The 15,172-nt window shown below is 73.0% G+C and carries 9 protein-coding genes and 1 pseudogene; 6 read left to right on the top strand and 4 right to left on the bottom strand.

All coding sequences use genetic code 11. The features are described from left to right. Positions 1–193 precede the first annotated feature (193 nt). Positions 194–1,408 carry an ROK family transcriptional regulator gene (locus E9998_RS08855; protein WP_136529336.1) on the bottom strand — a complete coding sequence of 405 codons (1,215 nt, stop codon included), beginning with the start codon at positions 1,406–1,408 and terminating at the stop codon, positions 194–196. A gap of 235 nt (positions 1,409–1,643) precedes the next feature. Here E9998_RS08855 and E9998_RS08850 point away from each other — a divergent pair, with 235 nt between their 5' ends. The 6 genes and pseudogenes from E9998_RS08850 (at position 1,644) to E9998_RS08820 (ending at position 8,731) form a co-directional block, all read left to right on the top strand. Beyond that, the gene (locus E9998_RS08850; RefSeq protein ID WP_136529335.1) at positions 1,644–3,488 is read left to right on the top strand and encodes a condensation domain-containing protein; all 1,845 of its coding nucleotides are present in this window, start codon (positions 1,644–1,646) and stop codon (positions 3,486–3,488) included. Between the two features lie 47 nt (positions 3,489–3,535). Beyond that, complete coding sequence (locus E9998_RS08845) at positions 3,536–4,351, top strand: AfsR/SARP family transcriptional regulator (RefSeq protein ID WP_136529334.1); 816 nt, start codon at positions 3,536–3,538, stop codon at positions 4,349–4,351. A gap of 113 nt (positions 4,352–4,464) precedes the next feature. Beyond that, the gene (locus tag E9998_RS08840; protein ID WP_158299743.1) at positions 4,465–5,448 is read left to right on the top strand and encodes a protein-L-isoaspartate O-methyltransferase family protein; all 984 of its coding nucleotides are present in this window, start codon (positions 4,465–4,467) and stop codon (positions 5,446–5,448) included. Next, positions 5,445–6,896 (top strand): class I adenylate-forming enzyme family protein, encoded by a 1,452-nt coding sequence (locus E9998_RS25235; protein ID WP_158299742.1) that lies wholly within the window; start codon positions 5,445–5,447, stop codon positions 6,894–6,896. Before E9998_RS08840 ends, E9998_RS25235 begins: the two co-directional genes overlap by 4 nt. Continuing rightward, a pseudogene (locus E9998_RS27040) lies at positions 6,883–7,092 on the top strand (acyl carrier protein); the annotation flags it as partial. The gene E9998_RS25235 and the pseudogene E9998_RS27040, both read left to right, overlap by 14 nt. A gap of 37 nt (positions 7,093–7,129) precedes the next feature. Further along, positions 7,130–8,731: an AMP-binding protein gene (locus tag E9998_RS08820; RefSeq protein ID WP_136529332.1), complete on the top strand. Its 1,602-nt coding sequence runs from the start codon at positions 7,130–7,132 to the stop codon at positions 8,729–8,731. On the opposite strand, the gene E9998_RS08815 is transcribed toward E9998_RS08820, so the two are convergent. Genes E9998_RS08815 through lanKC form a run of 3 tightly spaced genes read right to left on the bottom strand, consistent with a single transcriptional unit; the run spans position 8,722 to position 15,047 of the window. Beyond that, the gene (locus tag E9998_RS08815) at positions 8,722–10,515 is read right to left on the bottom strand and encodes an ABC transporter ATP-binding protein (protein ID WP_136529331.1); all 1,794 of its coding nucleotides are present in this window, start codon (positions 10,513–10,515) and stop codon (positions 8,722–8,724) included. The genes E9998_RS08820 and E9998_RS08815 overlap by 10 nt on opposite strands. Positions 10,516–10,525: 10 nt before the next feature. Continuing rightward, the gene (locus E9998_RS08810) at positions 10,526–12,346 is read right to left on the bottom strand and encodes an ABC transporter ATP-binding protein (protein ID WP_136529330.1); all 1,821 of its coding nucleotides are present in this window, start codon (positions 12,344–12,346) and stop codon (positions 10,526–10,528) included. A 13-nt stretch (positions 12,347–12,359) separates the two neighbouring features. Continuing rightward, positions 12,360–15,047 carry a class III lanthionine synthetase LanKC gene (gene lanKC, locus E9998_RS08805; protein ID WP_136529329.1) on the bottom strand — a complete coding sequence of 896 codons (2,688 nt, stop codon included), beginning with the start codon at positions 15,045–15,047 and terminating at the stop codon, positions 12,360–12,362. Positions 15,048–15,172: the final 125 nt, after the last annotated feature.

Below are 15,172 nucleotides of genomic sequence, written 5' to 3'. Positions count from 1 at the left end.
GGGACTCCGGAGCCCGGTGTCGGCGAAGGCTACCGGAGCCACCTGCTCACCCAGAGCCCCTACCTGTGACCCGACGAAGTGCCGACGTGCTTCGGCGAGTTCGGCGACAGTGACTGCGACCACGACTTCAGCGACGCCCTCGCGACCTGGGCCGAACCGGCCGTAGGCCGTGTTCCGCACCCTCGGCGGCCGGTCAGCGCTTCGGCGCGGGCCGGTCGCCGATCTCCGGCGATTCGAGCAGGTTGCGGAGCACCACCATGGCGGCGCCCACGGCCGCGACGCAGGAGACGTCCTCGGCGAGCTCGACGCGGACCTCGTGCACGTGCCGCATGAACACCGCCCGGTCCACCTCCTCCTGCAAGACCCGGCGGTAGACCGGCCCGATGTCGGCGAACGCGTTCCCGGCCAGGACGATCCGGCCGACGTCGAGCAGGTTCACCAGACTCACCGTGGCCACCGCCAGCGCCCTGGCCGAGACCGCGATCAGCGCGGACGCCGCCGCGTCGCCGGACGCCGCCGCGGCGGCGACGGTCCGGAAGTCGGCGAGTGGATCGCCGCCCAGTCCCAAGCGGGACACCAGATCCGGATCGCGGTGTGCCCGAGCGGCTATCGCGACCGCACCGGCGACGGCGTCGACGCAGCCCCGGTTGCCGCAGTCGCACCGGGGCCCGTCCATGTCGACGGAGATGTGGCCCAGTTCCAGGCCGTTCGCGGTCGCCCCGCGGTAGGGGAGGCCGTCGATGATGAGCCCGGCGCCGATCCCGCCGCCCATGAAGACGAGGGCGAAGTTCGACGGCGAGCCGCCCAGGGCCTGCATCCCGATGCCGGCGGCGGTGGCGTCGTTCTCGATTGCCACGGGCAGACCCGTCAGCTCCGACAGCCCCGCGGCCAACGGGTATCCCTGCCAGGCCGCGGTCGGCTGCGGGGTGAGCAGGGCGCCCGCCTCGCGGTCCTGCGGGCCGTACGTGGCGAGGCCGATGCCGAGGACGTCGGCGGGGGCGAGGCCCGCCGACTCCAGCAGGTCGCGGACGTTCGCCGCGAACTCCGGGAGGACCGCGTCGGGCCCGCGGTCTCCCGGCGCCGGCATCGCGCCTCGCGCGACGATGCGGCCCGCCAGGTCGACGACCACGGCGACGGCCGAGTACCGGTCGAACTGGACGCCGACCATGCGGCAGGCGTCGGACCGGAGTTCGAGGAGGCGCCGCGGCGTGCCCCGATGGGACCGCGCCGTCCCCGCCTCCTGGACGAAACCCAGATCGATGAGCTTGCGCACGGCGTTGGTCATGGTGGCCCGGGTGAGCCCGGTCGCCTGAGCCAGCTCGATCCGGCTGACCCGGTCGCGCTCGCGGAGCAGGTCGAGGACCATCGCGACCGTCGGCAGCCGGGTGTCCGAACCGAATGCGCGCACCACTGCCTCCTGATGGGACGTCCTCTGAGCGGCAACCCTACTGGAGGCGCGACGGAACGGTGCCGGCCCGGATTCGGCGCTCGCACGACCGCGCGCTTCGCCGCTTCGGCGGCGGCCCCGAGATCCGGCTCGTGTTCGGATTCCGGCCTTCCGTTCGATACGTGTTGACTTCGCATTCGCCGGTTCCTAGTATACGAAAGTTACTGAAAAATCCTCGAAATTTTCGGAAGGAAACGTGACCGTGGAGGTCGTCCGCACCGGCCCGCTCACGTGGGCGCAGCACATGTTCTGGTTCTACAACGATCCGTACTTCATGGAGGACTGGGGTTCGGAGCCGAGAGCCGTGCTGCCGCTGAGGGTGCCGGAGCGGACGTCGATCGCGGACCTCGAGGACGCGCTCGCGGCGAGTGCCGAGCGGCACGAGGCGCTGCGGACGTTCTATACGCGGCCCGGGAGCGGGGAGCCGATGCAGCGGGTGCTGGCCGCGTACCGGCCCGAGGTCGCGATCGGCCCGCTCGCCGCCGTCGAGGCGGTGAGTATCTTCGAGCGGCCCGGCTTCCGCTGCCAGGCGGAGGTCGAGGGCGGCGTCGTGGGCTCGGCCTGGATGGTGGCCAACCTGATCGACCTCGACGGGGCCTCGATGGCGAGGGTGGCGGGCGAGGTGGAGGCGTACCTGGCCGATGGGACCCTGCCGGCGTCGGCCGGGATGCAGCCGATCGACCTCGCCGCATCGGAGCGGGGCGGGAACCCCGGTGCCGAAGCGCGTGCGGAGCGGGGGATGCGCCGTGCTCGGGAGCTGCGGCGGGAGGCGCCTCGGAACTTCCTTCCGGCGCTGCACTGGAGGTACGGCTCGGGGACGACGCGGTCGGCGACGCTGCTGGACGGTGCGGTCATGAAGGCGGCGGAGTCGGCCGCAGATCAGTGCCGGATCACGGTGCCGTCCCTCTTCCACGCGGGGATCTGCGAAGTCGTGAGCGAGTGGACGCGGACGCCCCGGTTCGTGTTCTCGACCGCAGTGGCGAACCGGTGGAGGCGCAGCGTCCGCGACTTCGTGGGACGGGTGGCGTCTACGGTGGACTGCGGATTCGAGCGCGCCCCCGACGACACCTACCGCACCGTCCTCAAGCGGACCCACAGCGCCCTCGCGAACGCGTACCTCCACGCGAACCGCGACTTCGGGGCCGGCGTGATGGAGGACGCCAGGTCCGATGAGCTCACCGGGTCGGTGCTCGCCAAGCCCGTCCTGATCGAGTACCTCGACTATCTGCGCGACGCCGGGATCACCCTGCCCGACGGGCGGCACACGCACGCGACGACGGAGGAGCGCCGCACCGATCACCTCTGGTTCAACATCGTCCCGCTGCCCAACACCACGAGCATGAACGTGAACTCCGACGCGGCGGTCCTGTCCGAGACCGATGCGTTCGCGATGCTGCACCAGGTGGTCGACTTCATCCAACGGGCCGCGGACGGGCCGGACGCGCCCGTCCACCGCCCGGGGAGCGGCGGTGGAGCCTGGGGAGGCATACCCGGGGCGCGGATGCTCGAGTCGGGCGGTTCGCGGTTCTCCGCGGACCGCATCGAGGCGAACATCGAACGCTGCGATGGGGTCGCGGCCGCCGCGGTCTTCATGGACGCCGGTGCGCCGGTCGCCTACGTCGCGGGCGCCGGGTCCGACCTCGTCGCGGTCCACGAGCGGCTCAGTGTCGAGTCCTCACACGATCCCCTGGTGAAAGCCCCCTCGCTCTACGTCCAGACGTCCGAACCGCCGCAGTCCCGGCACCAAGAGTCCGCCTGGCGCGCGCTCCCCGCGGCCGACCGGTTCGCACCCGCCGACGAGTACGCCTCACGGGTCGTCACGGACGAGCGCTTCGAGGTCCTGACGCGGGCGTTCGTCGAATGCCACGGGCCGACCGAGGTGTGCCCGACCGAGTCCTATGGCGCACTTGGGGGCCGCTACCTGGCGATCGCGGGGGTGATGGAACTGCTGCGCGAGGGCGGCTACGCGGGCGTGGACCCCGGCGACTTCCTCGGCCCCGGCTCCATGTCCGCGATCGCGGGGCGGATGACGCTGCGCTGACCACCGCTCGAACCCCCTGAGCCACCCCCCGTGCAAGGAGACCCCTCGTGACCACCCGCATCCGCCTGCTCGGAACCGTAGCGATCAGCAACGAGCGCATGACGATCATCCCCGCCCACCACATCCGGAGGGGCGTCCTCGCGGCGTTGTCGTTCAACGCCGACAAGCTCGTCACGTTCGACGCCCTGAAGGACTGGTGCTGGGCCGACCCGCCGACGTCCGCGATGCCCAACCTCCGGTCGGCCGTGGCCGGGCTGCGCGCCGATCTCGAGACCGTCTCGCCCGGCATGGCTGCCGGACTCACCACGCAGCGGGGCGCGCGCGGCGGCGGAGGCGGCGGGTACCGGCTCGGGATCGACCCGGGCCGGGTCGACGTGATCGAGTTCGAACGCCTCTGCCGGCAGGCGCACCGCCGGCTCAGGGCCGACGACTGGCAGGCGGCCTCCCGGTACTGCCTCCAGGCCGAGGCGCTGTGGGCCGGCGGCTTCGGCGCGGACCTCCCCCCGACCGCGATGGTCGCCATGCACGAGACCGCCCTGGTCGTGCAGCACGAGTCGATGCTGGAGACGCTGTTCGCGTCCGTGCTGCTGGAGGGTGCCGAGATCACGGCCCGACTGCCCGACCTCACCATCGCGGTGACCGCGGCGCCGCACCGGGAACGGCTCCGGCTCCTCCACGCGGCCGCCCAGTTCCTCGTCGGCGACCTCGAGGGAGCGCTTGCATCGATCAACCGCTGCACGAGCTACTTCGACGAACTCGGGGTCGGCGTACCCGCGTCGATCGCGTCCCTCCACCATGCCGCGCTCAACCGGGACGCGAACCGCGTGCGGTCGGTCGTCCACGCCGCGGCGAGCCGATGCTGAAGGGCCCGTGAACGATTCGGGGACCGAAGCGGTCATGCGCCGCTCATGCGTTCCTCATGCGCTCCCTCCATACGCTCGTCACGCGAACAACCCCAGGAGGGAAGCGGACGACGATGCACGACCACTGCGTTCAAGAACGCTACGTGGCCGCGCTGCACGCGTCGGGTTCGATGGTGAGGGCCCGCACCGTGCAGGCGGTCGAGGCGGTCCACGTCTGCGACTTCGGCGGCTCCGGCCTCGACCCGGCCACCGGCCAGGTCCCCCCGGAGCGCTCGGTCAGGATCGAGATGATCGACCTCCTCGACCCGCGACCGGGGATGCGGGTGCTCGAGATCGGCACCGGCTCCGGTTACACCGGCGCCCTGATCCACACCGCCGTCGGCGACCGCGGGCACCTGGAGACGGTCGCGTACAAGCCCGCGACGGCCCCGCGCCCCGACCGGGCGAACCTGCGCCACGTGACCGCCGACGGCCTCGCGTACGAACCCCGACCGGCCGACTTCGACCGCGTGGTCGTCTGGCCGGCCCTCGCCCGCGTCCCGATGCGCCTGTGCGACGCGCTCCGGCCCGGAGGCCGCATGCTGTGCACCCTGGACCGGCCCGACCTGCAATTGACCGTCGAGATCGAACGGACCGATACCGCCTTGAGCGTCGCCCCGGTGAAGATCGTCGCGCAGCGCGCCGCGCCCGCACTGGGCGATCACGCGGAACTCGCCGTCAGCACCGCGACGGAAGCCGAATCGACGCTGACCGAGCCCTGGCCCGACGGGCCGGGCGGCCGCGTCGTCGACTTCTGGGGCTGGCTGATCAACCAAGGCGTGCCGGCCCTCCTCCGGCTCGAGCCCGGACCAGAGGTGATGCGGCTCGACGTCGGCGACGGGCAGGACTGGGCCCGGCTCCGCGTAGCCGGCCGCGAACTGCGCGGCACCGCCACGGGCATCGCCCGGCTCCGGGACCGATTCGGCGACTGGTGCGCCGCGGGGCGCCCGCACCTGGCGGACAACCCCGTCCCCTGGACCGTCGCCGCGTCCCCGGCGGGCGAAAGCCTCACCCCCGCCTGGGCGTCCCTCGCCTACCGGCAGGCGGAGGCCGCGTGAACCCGCCCGCGACGATCGCCGACCTGCTGCGCACCAGGGCTGCCGACTGCCCCGACCGGACCGCGATCACCGAATGCGACGGGACCACGCTCTCCTTCGGCCGGTGGTGGACCCGAGCCGAAGCCGGCGCCGCGCAACTGCGCGAGAACGGCGTCGGACCCGGCGCGGTGGTGGCCGCGGCCATGCCCGACGACAGCCTCGGCGACGCGGCCGTCGCCTGGGCGAGCACCGTGCTGAGCGGCGCCGTGCCGATGATGGCGACCGGGCTGGACGCGAACACCCTCGCCCGCGGCATCGCGACGGTGGGAGCCACCCACGTCATCGAAGGCGTCGAAGCGCAGCCGGACCGGAACGGGCGCCCGCTGCGCGTCGAGGAGGTCGCGACGGCCCCCGCGCCCCTGCCGGACGACACCGCCCTCATCCTCCACACCTCCGGCACCACCGGCGACCCGAAATGGGTGGCCTGCGGCAACGAGAACCTGCTGTGGGGCAAGCGGGTCTGGGAACCCCGACGCGAAGTGAGCCTCCTGTGCTCGCTCTCCGTCCGCGACGCCCTCGGCATCCTCGTCGACACCCTGTGCCGTGCCTGGTCGATCGTCTGGCACCCCTACTTCAACCCCGCCGACTTCATCGCGCTGGCCGCGCGGCACCGGGTCCGGGCCGCCTCGCTGTACGGCACCTGGGCGACCCGGTTCACCGGCGACGAGCGGCCCGGCGAGCACGAGACGCTCGAGAACCTCCGCACCGTGTTCATCTCGGGCAGCCCGCCGACCCCGGACGCGATCGTCCGGCTCAGGTCGATCGCCCCCCGCGCGAAGGTCGTCAACCTCTACACGCAGACCGAGTCCTGGCCCGAAGGGACGATGACCGTCTACAACGCCGATCGCCCCGACTCGATCGGCTCCCCGACCTCCGGCACCACGGTCCGGATCGAAGGGGAGGACGGGAGCGAACTGCCCGCCGACGAGATCGGAGACATCTGCCTGCGACCGGCCCGCCCGCCCCGCCGCTACGTCGGACAAGAGAGCGACGAGCGCAAAGCCATCACCGGCGACTGGATCCGCACCGGGGACCGCGGCTACGTCGACCGGGACGGCCGCCTGCACCTGCTGGACCGGTGGCGCTCGACGATAGCCCGGGGCCTGGCCATGGTGCCGATCGCCGCCGTCGAAACGGTCCTGACGCAGTACGGCCCGATCCGGGAGGCCGCGGTGTTCCCCGTCCCCGACAACAGGGTCGGGGAGGAGATCGCCGTCGCGATCGTCGCCGACCGGCCGCTCGACGAGGACCGCCTGCTCCGGTACCTGCTGCCCCGGCTCCGACCGCAGTACGTCCCGCGAAGGCTGTACGTCCTCGACGAACTGCCCAGGACCCGCAAGGGCACCGTCGCCCGCCACCTGCTGTGGCGGCTCACCACCGAGGAGACGAGCGCGAATGACCGAGCCTGAAACCCTCGCCGCGACACTGGACTGGCTGTGCGCCCAATGCCGTGAGATCCTCCAGCTCGACGCGGTGGCGCCGAGCGAGAACTTCTACGACATCGGCGGCGACTCGCTCGCCGTCATCGAACTGATGGCCGCCATCGAGGACGAATGGGGCGTCGAGATCCCCGTCGACCGTCTCCTCGACGCATCGGACCTCGCCGAGGTCGCGGCCTCCATCGACGAGCGCCTCGACGCGGATGCCCGATTACGCGGGCCCGCCGCACGAACCCGCAAGAGGCGCAAGGGCATCCGATCTGATCGGCCGGATCGCTGCGCGGGCCGCCTCCCACCCCGGCACGACGGCGCTCAGGGACCTGGGCGGCCCGGCCCGCGAACCCGAGTCGCTCGACTACGCGGGCCTGGCCACGTCGATCGAACACGCCGCCGCGCAGATCCGCGAGCTCGACCCGCCCGGCCCGATCGGCGTCGCCTGCGCCTCCCCGCTCGCCTTCGCCGTCGCCGCCCTCGGGAGCATCGCCGCCGCCGTCCCCTTCATGCCGCTGGACCCGAGGGACCCGGACGACCGACCGGTCCACCTCATCGCCGACACCGCGACCTCCGAGCATTGGACACCCGAAGGCGAGATCGGCCCCGCGCTGACCCTCCTGCGGCGACGCGACCCGCCCGCCGCCGAACGGCCGCTGCCGAAGGGCGTCGTCGCGCTCCAGCGCACCTCGGGCACCACGGGCGAGCCGAAGACGGTCCTGACGACCGGCGACAACCTCGAGGCCGCGTACACCCAGGCCGCAGACGCCTACGGACTCTGCGAATCCGACCGCTTCGTCTCATGGACGCCCCTGCACCACAGCATGGGACTGATGAACGGCCTGCTGCTGCCCCTGCGCCTCGGCGCCACCTCCACGCTCCTCGCCCCGGACGCGTTCGCCGCCGACCCCGCCCTCTGGCTCGAAGCCCTCGACCGGTACCGCGCCACGTACACCTCGGCACCGGTGTTCGGATTCTCGCACTGCCTCGACCGCATACCCGATCCCCGCATCGCCGGACTCGACCTCTCCTCCCTGCGCGTGGCCCGCACCGCGGCCGGTCCGCTATGGGCGGACGTCCTGGAGCGCTTCACCGCGAGGTTCGCCGCCGCCGGCCTGCGACCGACCGCGCTCCGACCCTCCTACGGGCTGACCGAGGCGACCCTGTTCGTCACCGCCGCCCGCGAGGGCGCGACCCCTCCGCCCCGTCCCGCCGCGGCCGCCTGGCGCGGCGCGGCGGTGGCCGCCGCGGGAACACCCGTGGCCGACACCGAGATCGCCGTCGTCGAACCCGAGACCGGACGAGCCCTCGAACCGGGGCGCATCGGCGAGATCACCGTCCGCGGACCGCAGGTGGCGGCGATCGCGGACGAACCAGAACGCACCGGGCCGCTGCGGACCGGCGACCTCGGCGTCATCGAGGACGGCGTCCTCTGGGTCGTCGGACGGCGCCGCGACCTCGTCAAGATCCGGGGCGTGGGACACTCGCTCGCCGCGATCGAACACGCCGTCGCCGGCGCCGCCGGACAGGGGCGCACCGTCGCGCTCGCCGCGGCGGGCCCCGCCGGCGAGGAACTGTGGATCGTCGCCGAGTGCGCCGACGAGACGGCCGCCGAAACCGCCGCGAACGACCTCGCGAGAGCCACCGCGAAGGCCACCGGCGTGCGCGCCGAACGCGTCCTGATCGTCCGCGAAGGCCGCATCCCCGTCACCGCCAGCGGCAAACCGCGCCGCGGGGAGTGCCTCCGCCTGGTACTCGAAGGACGGGTCGACCTCCTCGCCGCCCGGACCGCCGGGCCGCGACGTCAGCGGTAGGCCGCCGACTGGAGCCCGTACAGCTCCGCGTACGTGCCGCCCTCGGCCATGAGCTCGGCGTGGGTGCCCGACTCGGCCACCCTGCCGTCCTTCAAGACGACGATCAGGTCGGCGATCGAGACCGTCGAGAATCGGTGGGACACCAGGACCGCGACCGTACCGCGCCGCCGCCCGGCCCTGACCTCCTCGGCGAACCGCTCGAACAGCGCGTGCTCGGTCTGCGGATCGAGTGCGGCACTGGGCTCGTCGAACACCACCAGCAGCGGGTCCTCCCTCATGCGCCCGCGGCCGATCGCCAGCTTCTGCCACTGGCCGCCGGACAGGTCGGTACCCCCCTCCCAACTCCCGCCCAGCCGCGTGTCGAGCCCCTCGGGCAGCTCGTCGAGCAGCCCCTCCGCCCCCGCTCGCCGCATCGCGTCGCCGATGCGCCCGTCCTCGAACCGCGCCCGCAGATCGCCCACGCCCACGGACTCGCGGGCGCGGAACTCGAACCGCGTGAAGTCCTGGAACGTCGCGCCGATGCGCCCGCGCCAGGCGTCGACCTCGAAACCGGCCAGCGGGGCGCCGTCGACCCGGATCGCACCCGAAGTCGGGCGATAGAAGCCCGACAGGAGCTTGACGAGCGTGGTCTTGCCCGCGCCGTTCTCTCCCACCAGCGCGACCACCTTGCCCGCCGGCAGGCGCAGCGACACGCCGTCCAGCGACGGCCGCTCGGCCTCGGGGTATGCGAACGAGACGTCCTCGACCGTGATCCCCTCGCCGAGGCGCTCGGGGACCGGCGCCGGATCGGCCGGGCCGCCGCTCTCGGCGGCGTAGCCGCGCAGCCAGGCGAGCCGCCTGCCGAGCCGGCCGACCTGCACGAGCTGCGAGGTCTGGCCCGCGATGCCCCGGATCTGGCCGGCGACCATGCCCACCAGTCCGATCAGGAGCACCACGTCGCCGGCGCTCGCCCGGCCCCGGACGGCGAGGTGGAGGACCAGCCCGACGCCGGCCACCATGCCCACCGCGCCGATGAGGCTCTCGGTGCCCAGCATCCACGCCGACCGGCGCTGGCCGCGGTTGCGTTCGTCGACCACGGTCCTGCCCACCGCGAGGTGGCGGTCGCCGATCGCGTCGGCGCTGCCGAAGACCCGCAGCTCCGTGCCCGACTGCGCGCCGGTGGCGACCTCGAACAGGTGGCGGCGGAGCCGCTCGGCGGCGCTGGTGCGCTCGTACGACCGGATCTGGAGGTCCGCGGCGCGCTTGGCCGCGACCACGGCCGCCACGGAGACCAGCGGGAAGAGCAGCAGCAGCGGGTGGACCCGGTACAGCAGCCACCCGCCGATGCCGATGGTGCCGACCGCCTGGATCCACGATCCGGTCCAGGAGACGGCCATGGCCAGCATGCCCCGCTCCTCGCGGATGCGCTGGACCTGGTCGAGGTAAGCGGGCCGCTCGTGGTGGTCGAGCCCGGGCGGTCGCCCCATGAGGTCCATGAGCTCGCGGTCGGCGGCGCGGTTGGCGTCGAAGGCCACCGCGAAGGAGAACTTGATGAGCCCGAACGTGATCGCCCACAGGGCGGCCGCGCCGACGCCGATCGCCGCCGCCGACCAGTAGGCGGTCTCGGCCTGTCCGTGTTGGAGGCCGTCGATGAGGCCCTTGACGCCGTAGAGCACCAGCGGCACGACCGCCGCCTGCGCCGAGGCGAGCGCGAGGTTGGCGATCACGCCTTTAGGGTTGGCCCGGTAGCCGAGCGCGAGTGCGTCCCGGTAGCCGCGGAGGCCGCCCGCGAGGTTGTCGAGCATCTGGTCGCTCCTATCGCGCGAGTCGATCGGCTTGCAGGGTGAACGCGCGGGCGTAGCGGCCGCCGAGGGCCATCAGCCGCTCGTGGTCGCCGTCCTCGACCACGGTCCCGCCGTCGAGGACGACGATCCGGTCGGCGCGGCGGACGGTGGAGTACCGGTGGGAGATCACGATCGTGGTCAGGCCCGCGGTGATGTCGAGGAACTGCTCGTACAGCTCGGCCTCGGCGCGCACGTCCAGTGCGGCGGCGGGCTCGTCGAGGATCAGCACCTTCGCTCCGGCTTCGACGGCGAACAGGGCCCGCGCCAGCGCGATGCGCTGCCACTGACCGCCCGAGAGGTCGGTGCCGCCCTGGACCTGTCCGGAGAGGACGGTGTCGAGGCCGTCGGGGAGGGACTCCACCAGCGCCCTGATGCCCATCGGCTCGCAGGCCTTCCAGACCAGGTCGGTCTCGGCGGCCAGGTGCGGCGCGCCGAGCGTGATGTTCTCACGGACGGTCAACTGGTAGCGCGTGAAGTCCTGGAACAGCGCCGACAGCCGGGTGCGCCAGTCGGCGGGGTCGATCCCGGCGAGGTCGGCGCCGTCGACGAGGACGCGTCCCGCGTCGGGTTCGTACAGGCCGGCGAGCAGTTTCACGAGGCTGGTCTTGCCGGCGCCGTTGTCGCCCACCACGGCCAGGGAGCGTCCGACCTCGATCTCCAGGTCGAGGCCGTCGAAGACCGGTTGCCGCGCGTCGGGGTAGGTGAATCCGATCCGCTCGAACCGGATGGACCGCTGCGGGGCCTCCGGAGCCAGTTCGGCTCCCGTCGCCCGCCGCTGGGAGGCGAGGCGCCGTTCGAGATCGAGGATCTTCGGCACGGGGAGCGCTCCGTACGAGGTCAAGGCGGCGTCCTCGTCGAAGGCCGAGAAGTTGAAGAGCGCGTGGAGGGCCATGGCGTAGACGCCGATCGCGCCGAATCCGACGGCGCCGGACAGTCCCGCGTCCACCAGCGTCAGGGTCGTGGCGGCGGTGAGCGCCAGCAGCGCGCCGATGACGACCAGGACGGTGAGCGGCCGGACCTGCTCGCCGCGCCGGTGGGCGCCCATGCGTTCGGACCACCGCCGGTCGTAGCGGTCCAGGAGCCAGTCGAGGAGGCCCCACACCCGGATCTCCTTGGCCGGTTCGGCGTCCATCGCGAGGCTTCGCAGGTACTCGGTCTCGCGCATCTCGCCGGAGGAGGTGTAGACCATGCGGCCGATGCGGCCGAACTCGATCTGCATGCCGACGAACACCGCGGGCCAGGCGAGGAGCCAGGCCAGTCCGATCCAGACGTTGAAGGCGGCCAGGACGATCGCCGCCCCGGCGGCGCCGATGAACTGCGGTGCGATCGCGGCGACGCCGTGGACGGCGTTCGCGGGTCTGATCCAGTCCATGCCCAGTTGGCGGGCGATGCGCAGGAGCGCGAGCACCTCTTCGTCCTCGAGGTGCCCGATCCCCGTGGGGCGGGCGACGGCCCGGGCCAGGCGGTCCTGGAGGAGGAGTTCGAGCTCTCGGCCGAGGTTGCGGGCGACGGCGCCGTGAGCGTGGCCCGCCAGGCCCGCGGCCACGAACGCGAAGGCCGCGGCCGCGAGGAGCAGGTAGGCCTGCCGCGACTCCGGGGAGCCCGGGCCCGCCGCCGCGGCGGCGGGCACCTGGCCGATGAGCAGGCCGCTGGCGATCGCCGCGGCGAGGGGCAGCGTCGCGACGAGCACGGTCGAGGCGGCGAGGGCCGCGGTGCGGCGACGGGAGACCCGGGGGAGGAGCCGGATCAGCGTCCAGATGCTCGCCGCTCCGGGGAACCGTTGAGGTGACAAGGGAATCCGTTCTCTAGGCGGGCGCCTCGGCGCCGTCGGGGCCCTGCGCGACGGCCGGGGGAGCCAGGAGCCGCGGGAGCATCTGGACCGGCCCGGGGTCGGCGGCGGTCTCGATCGATTCGAGCCGGTGGAGGAACATCGCGACGCCGGCGGCGCCGGTGCTGAAGTCGGTGGAGTGCCGCAGGAGCTGCGAGCCGGGGAAGAGCACGTGCGGCCCTTCGGTTCTCGCGAAGAGGGCGATGCCGTCGGCGACGGTGCGCGCGCCTTCGAGCGCGTCGGTCCTCCCGGTGTACCGGTACGCGTCCAGGAGGAAGTCGCCGAGGCCGGCGAGGCCGGTGGCGTGTCCGGGCATGAAGGTGTACTTGCGCGTCGAGTCGGCGATCGCGTCGTCGACGAAGGCGAGCAGCGCCTCCTCGGGGCGGCGGGTCGCGAACCGGAGTGCGGCGGCGCCGACGCCGGCGGAGCCGCCGGACCAGTAGGGGCTGAGGATCTCGACGCGTCTGGGCAGGCGGGACTCCGGCATGCTGCGGAAGCCGCCGGGGACGGCGCGGGCGTGGCCGATGCAGTCGAGCATTTGCGCCAGGCCCGCCGCCGAGAGGCCGTCGTCCGCCGCGGCCTCCCCCGCGTAGAGCAGCGCGAGGGCCGAGCCGCCGGCGCCGTGCGCGAAGCCCAGCAGGTCGGAGGCGGGCGCCTCCTGGAGGCCGACCGCGGCCTTGACCGCGGCCTCCAGGTACGCCTCGTCCGAGGTCCGGTCCCAGAAGTGCAGGTCGGCGAGGACGATGCCGGCGTCGCCGGCGAACACGTCGCTCGACGCGCCGACGAGGGGGTGCCGGTTCGCCAGGTCCATGAGGTCGCGGGCGTACTCGTCCAGGCCGAGGTCGAGGCAGGCCCAGGCGATGCCGGCGATGCCCGTGTACAGGCCCGGGGGGCACCGGTCGGGGTCGATGCCGCGTTCCAGCAGCCACGAGAGGGTTCCCGGGGGCGCCTCCTCGCCGAGGTAGGCGAGTGCTCTGAGCACTCCGGCGGCGCCGTACGCGATCGAGAACGGGTTGGTGTGGAAGAGGATCGGGTCGGCGGGGAAGCAGCGCGCGTCGCTGCCGGGGGTGGCGGCCGCGGTGATGCCCGAGACCACGCGCGCGAGGTCGATCCGCTCGCGTTCGGCGGTGCGCGGGGCCGCCGCCCGCGCGGGGCGGCGCACCCGCATCCGCTCCAGTGCGACGCGGACCTCCGCCGCGGTGGGGCGCCGCCGCGGGTCGGCCTCGGTCATGTCTCCGATGAGGTCGGTGAGACCTTCGGGGAGCGGCATGTCGGCGCCGAGGCCGCGGAGCAGGCCGATCATCCGGTCCCTGTCCTGGACGGCCGGTTCGGTGGCGATCGAGAGGCAGGAGAGGACGACGGCGCCGAAGGCGAAGACGTCGTTCGCGAACCGCGGCACCCGGTCCTCGCGCAGGTTCGGGGGCGAGAACCCGGGGGTGACGACGCAGGGGACGTCGTGCCGGTCGGGGGGCGAGGCGGCTTCGAAGTCGATGAGCCTGACGTCCCGGACCGCCCCGTCCTCGTCGAGCACGAGCATGACGTTCGTCGCACTCACGTCGCCGTGGACGACGCCGCGGTCGTGGAGCAGTTCGAGGTGGCCCGCGACCCGCCGCCAGACTTCGAGCAGGACCTCGATGAACGAGGCGGTCTCCGCGGCCGTCGCGCGGGACTCCGGCGGCTGCGAGCCGCTGACGAAGCCCTGGAGGTGCACGGCGCGCTCCAGGTACTCGGTCACGAGGAACGCGTGGTCCTCCTGGAGGAAGAAGGCGATCGGCTCGACCGCGACCTCCGCGTCCCGCACGCGGTCGAGGAACTCGTATTCGTTGCGGCGCAGCCCGATCGAGTCTACGTCCGATCCGGGGACGGTGTCGGTGCCCGGTCGCGCCTCCTTGATGAGGACCTTGCGCCCGGATTCGAGGTCGGTGCCGATGTACACCCCGCCGCCGTTGGTGAACCGGAGCGCGGCCTCGACGCGGAAGCGACCGCCGAGGACGAAGTCGGCGAACTCCTCGGGGGCCTCGTCGGCGAAGGGGTCGCCGTCGATCCAGTCGGGCTGGGACCAGTAGGGCGGGCGCTCGTCGGCGACCAGTTCGCCGCTGCGCGGGTCGCGCATCATCATGTGGGAACCGCCGCTCGGGTCGAGCCGGGCGATCGAGCGGTGCCCGCCGTACCGGTAGTGCACGACCCGGCTGTCGCGGAACCGGCGGTCCGAGAGGATTCTGGGGCCCTCGAATCCGTCCAGTCGCGAGTGGAGCCGCTCAAGGGCCTCCCGGCACTCCTCCTCCGACAGCGGGAACGCGGTGATGAACTTGCAGCCGTTGCCCCTGGGCGTGGACCGGCCGTTCGTCGTCGACAGCCACGCGGCGTCGGCCTGGAACTTGAAGTCGACGCCCATGGGCGCCAGGACCTGCACGGTGCGCTCCAGCACCTCGGCCGCATCGGTGTTCGTGGCGGAGACGTGGATCTTCCAGCCCTGCTCGATCTGCTCGTCGCGCAGGTCGACGCAGACCCAGCCGCCCATGCGCCGGAAGCGGGCGCCGGCCCCCAGATGGCGCCTCGCGACGATCAGGAACTCCGGGTCGATCGGCCGTTCGGCGTGGTCGGCGAACCAGGGCCCCGGCCCGTGCGCGTAGAGCGCCAGCAGCCGCGGATCGAGCTGTGCCATCGCGTCTCCGGATTCGCGGTCGCGGCGCGTGCGGCGCCGACGACTCGGCAGCGGCGACCGGACCTCTCGGTTCGATCCCCGCCGCCGGCCGTTACTTCACGCAGCTGATCGCCACGCAGGAGCGG

The sequence above is a fragment of the Glycomyces paridis genome (assembly GCF_004912155.1).
Taxonomy (GTDB): Bacteria; Actinomycetota; Actinomycetes; order Mycobacteriales; family Micromonosporaceae; genus Glycomyces; species Glycomyces paridis.
This window is presented reverse-complemented; position numbering and strand designations above follow the sequence as displayed.

What these genes read in the sequence shown, in the direction of transcription:
- E9998_RS08820 (WP_136529332.1), top strand. Translation starts at nt 7,130, where the DNA reads ATGCCCGATTACGCGGGCCCGCCGCACGAACCCGCAAGAGGCGCAAGG.
- lanKC (WP_136529329.1), bottom strand. Translation starts at nt 15,047, where the DNA reads ATGGCACAGCTCGATCCGCGGCTGCTGGCGCTCTACGCGCACGGGCCG.
- E9998_RS08840 (WP_158299743.1), top strand. Translation starts at nt 4,465, where the DNA reads ATGCACGACCACTGCGTTCAAGAACGCTACGTGGCCGCGCTGCACGCG.
- E9998_RS08815 (WP_136529331.1), bottom strand. Translation starts at nt 10,515, where the DNA reads ATGCTCGACAACCTCGCGGGCGGCCTCCGCGGCTACCGGGACGCACTC.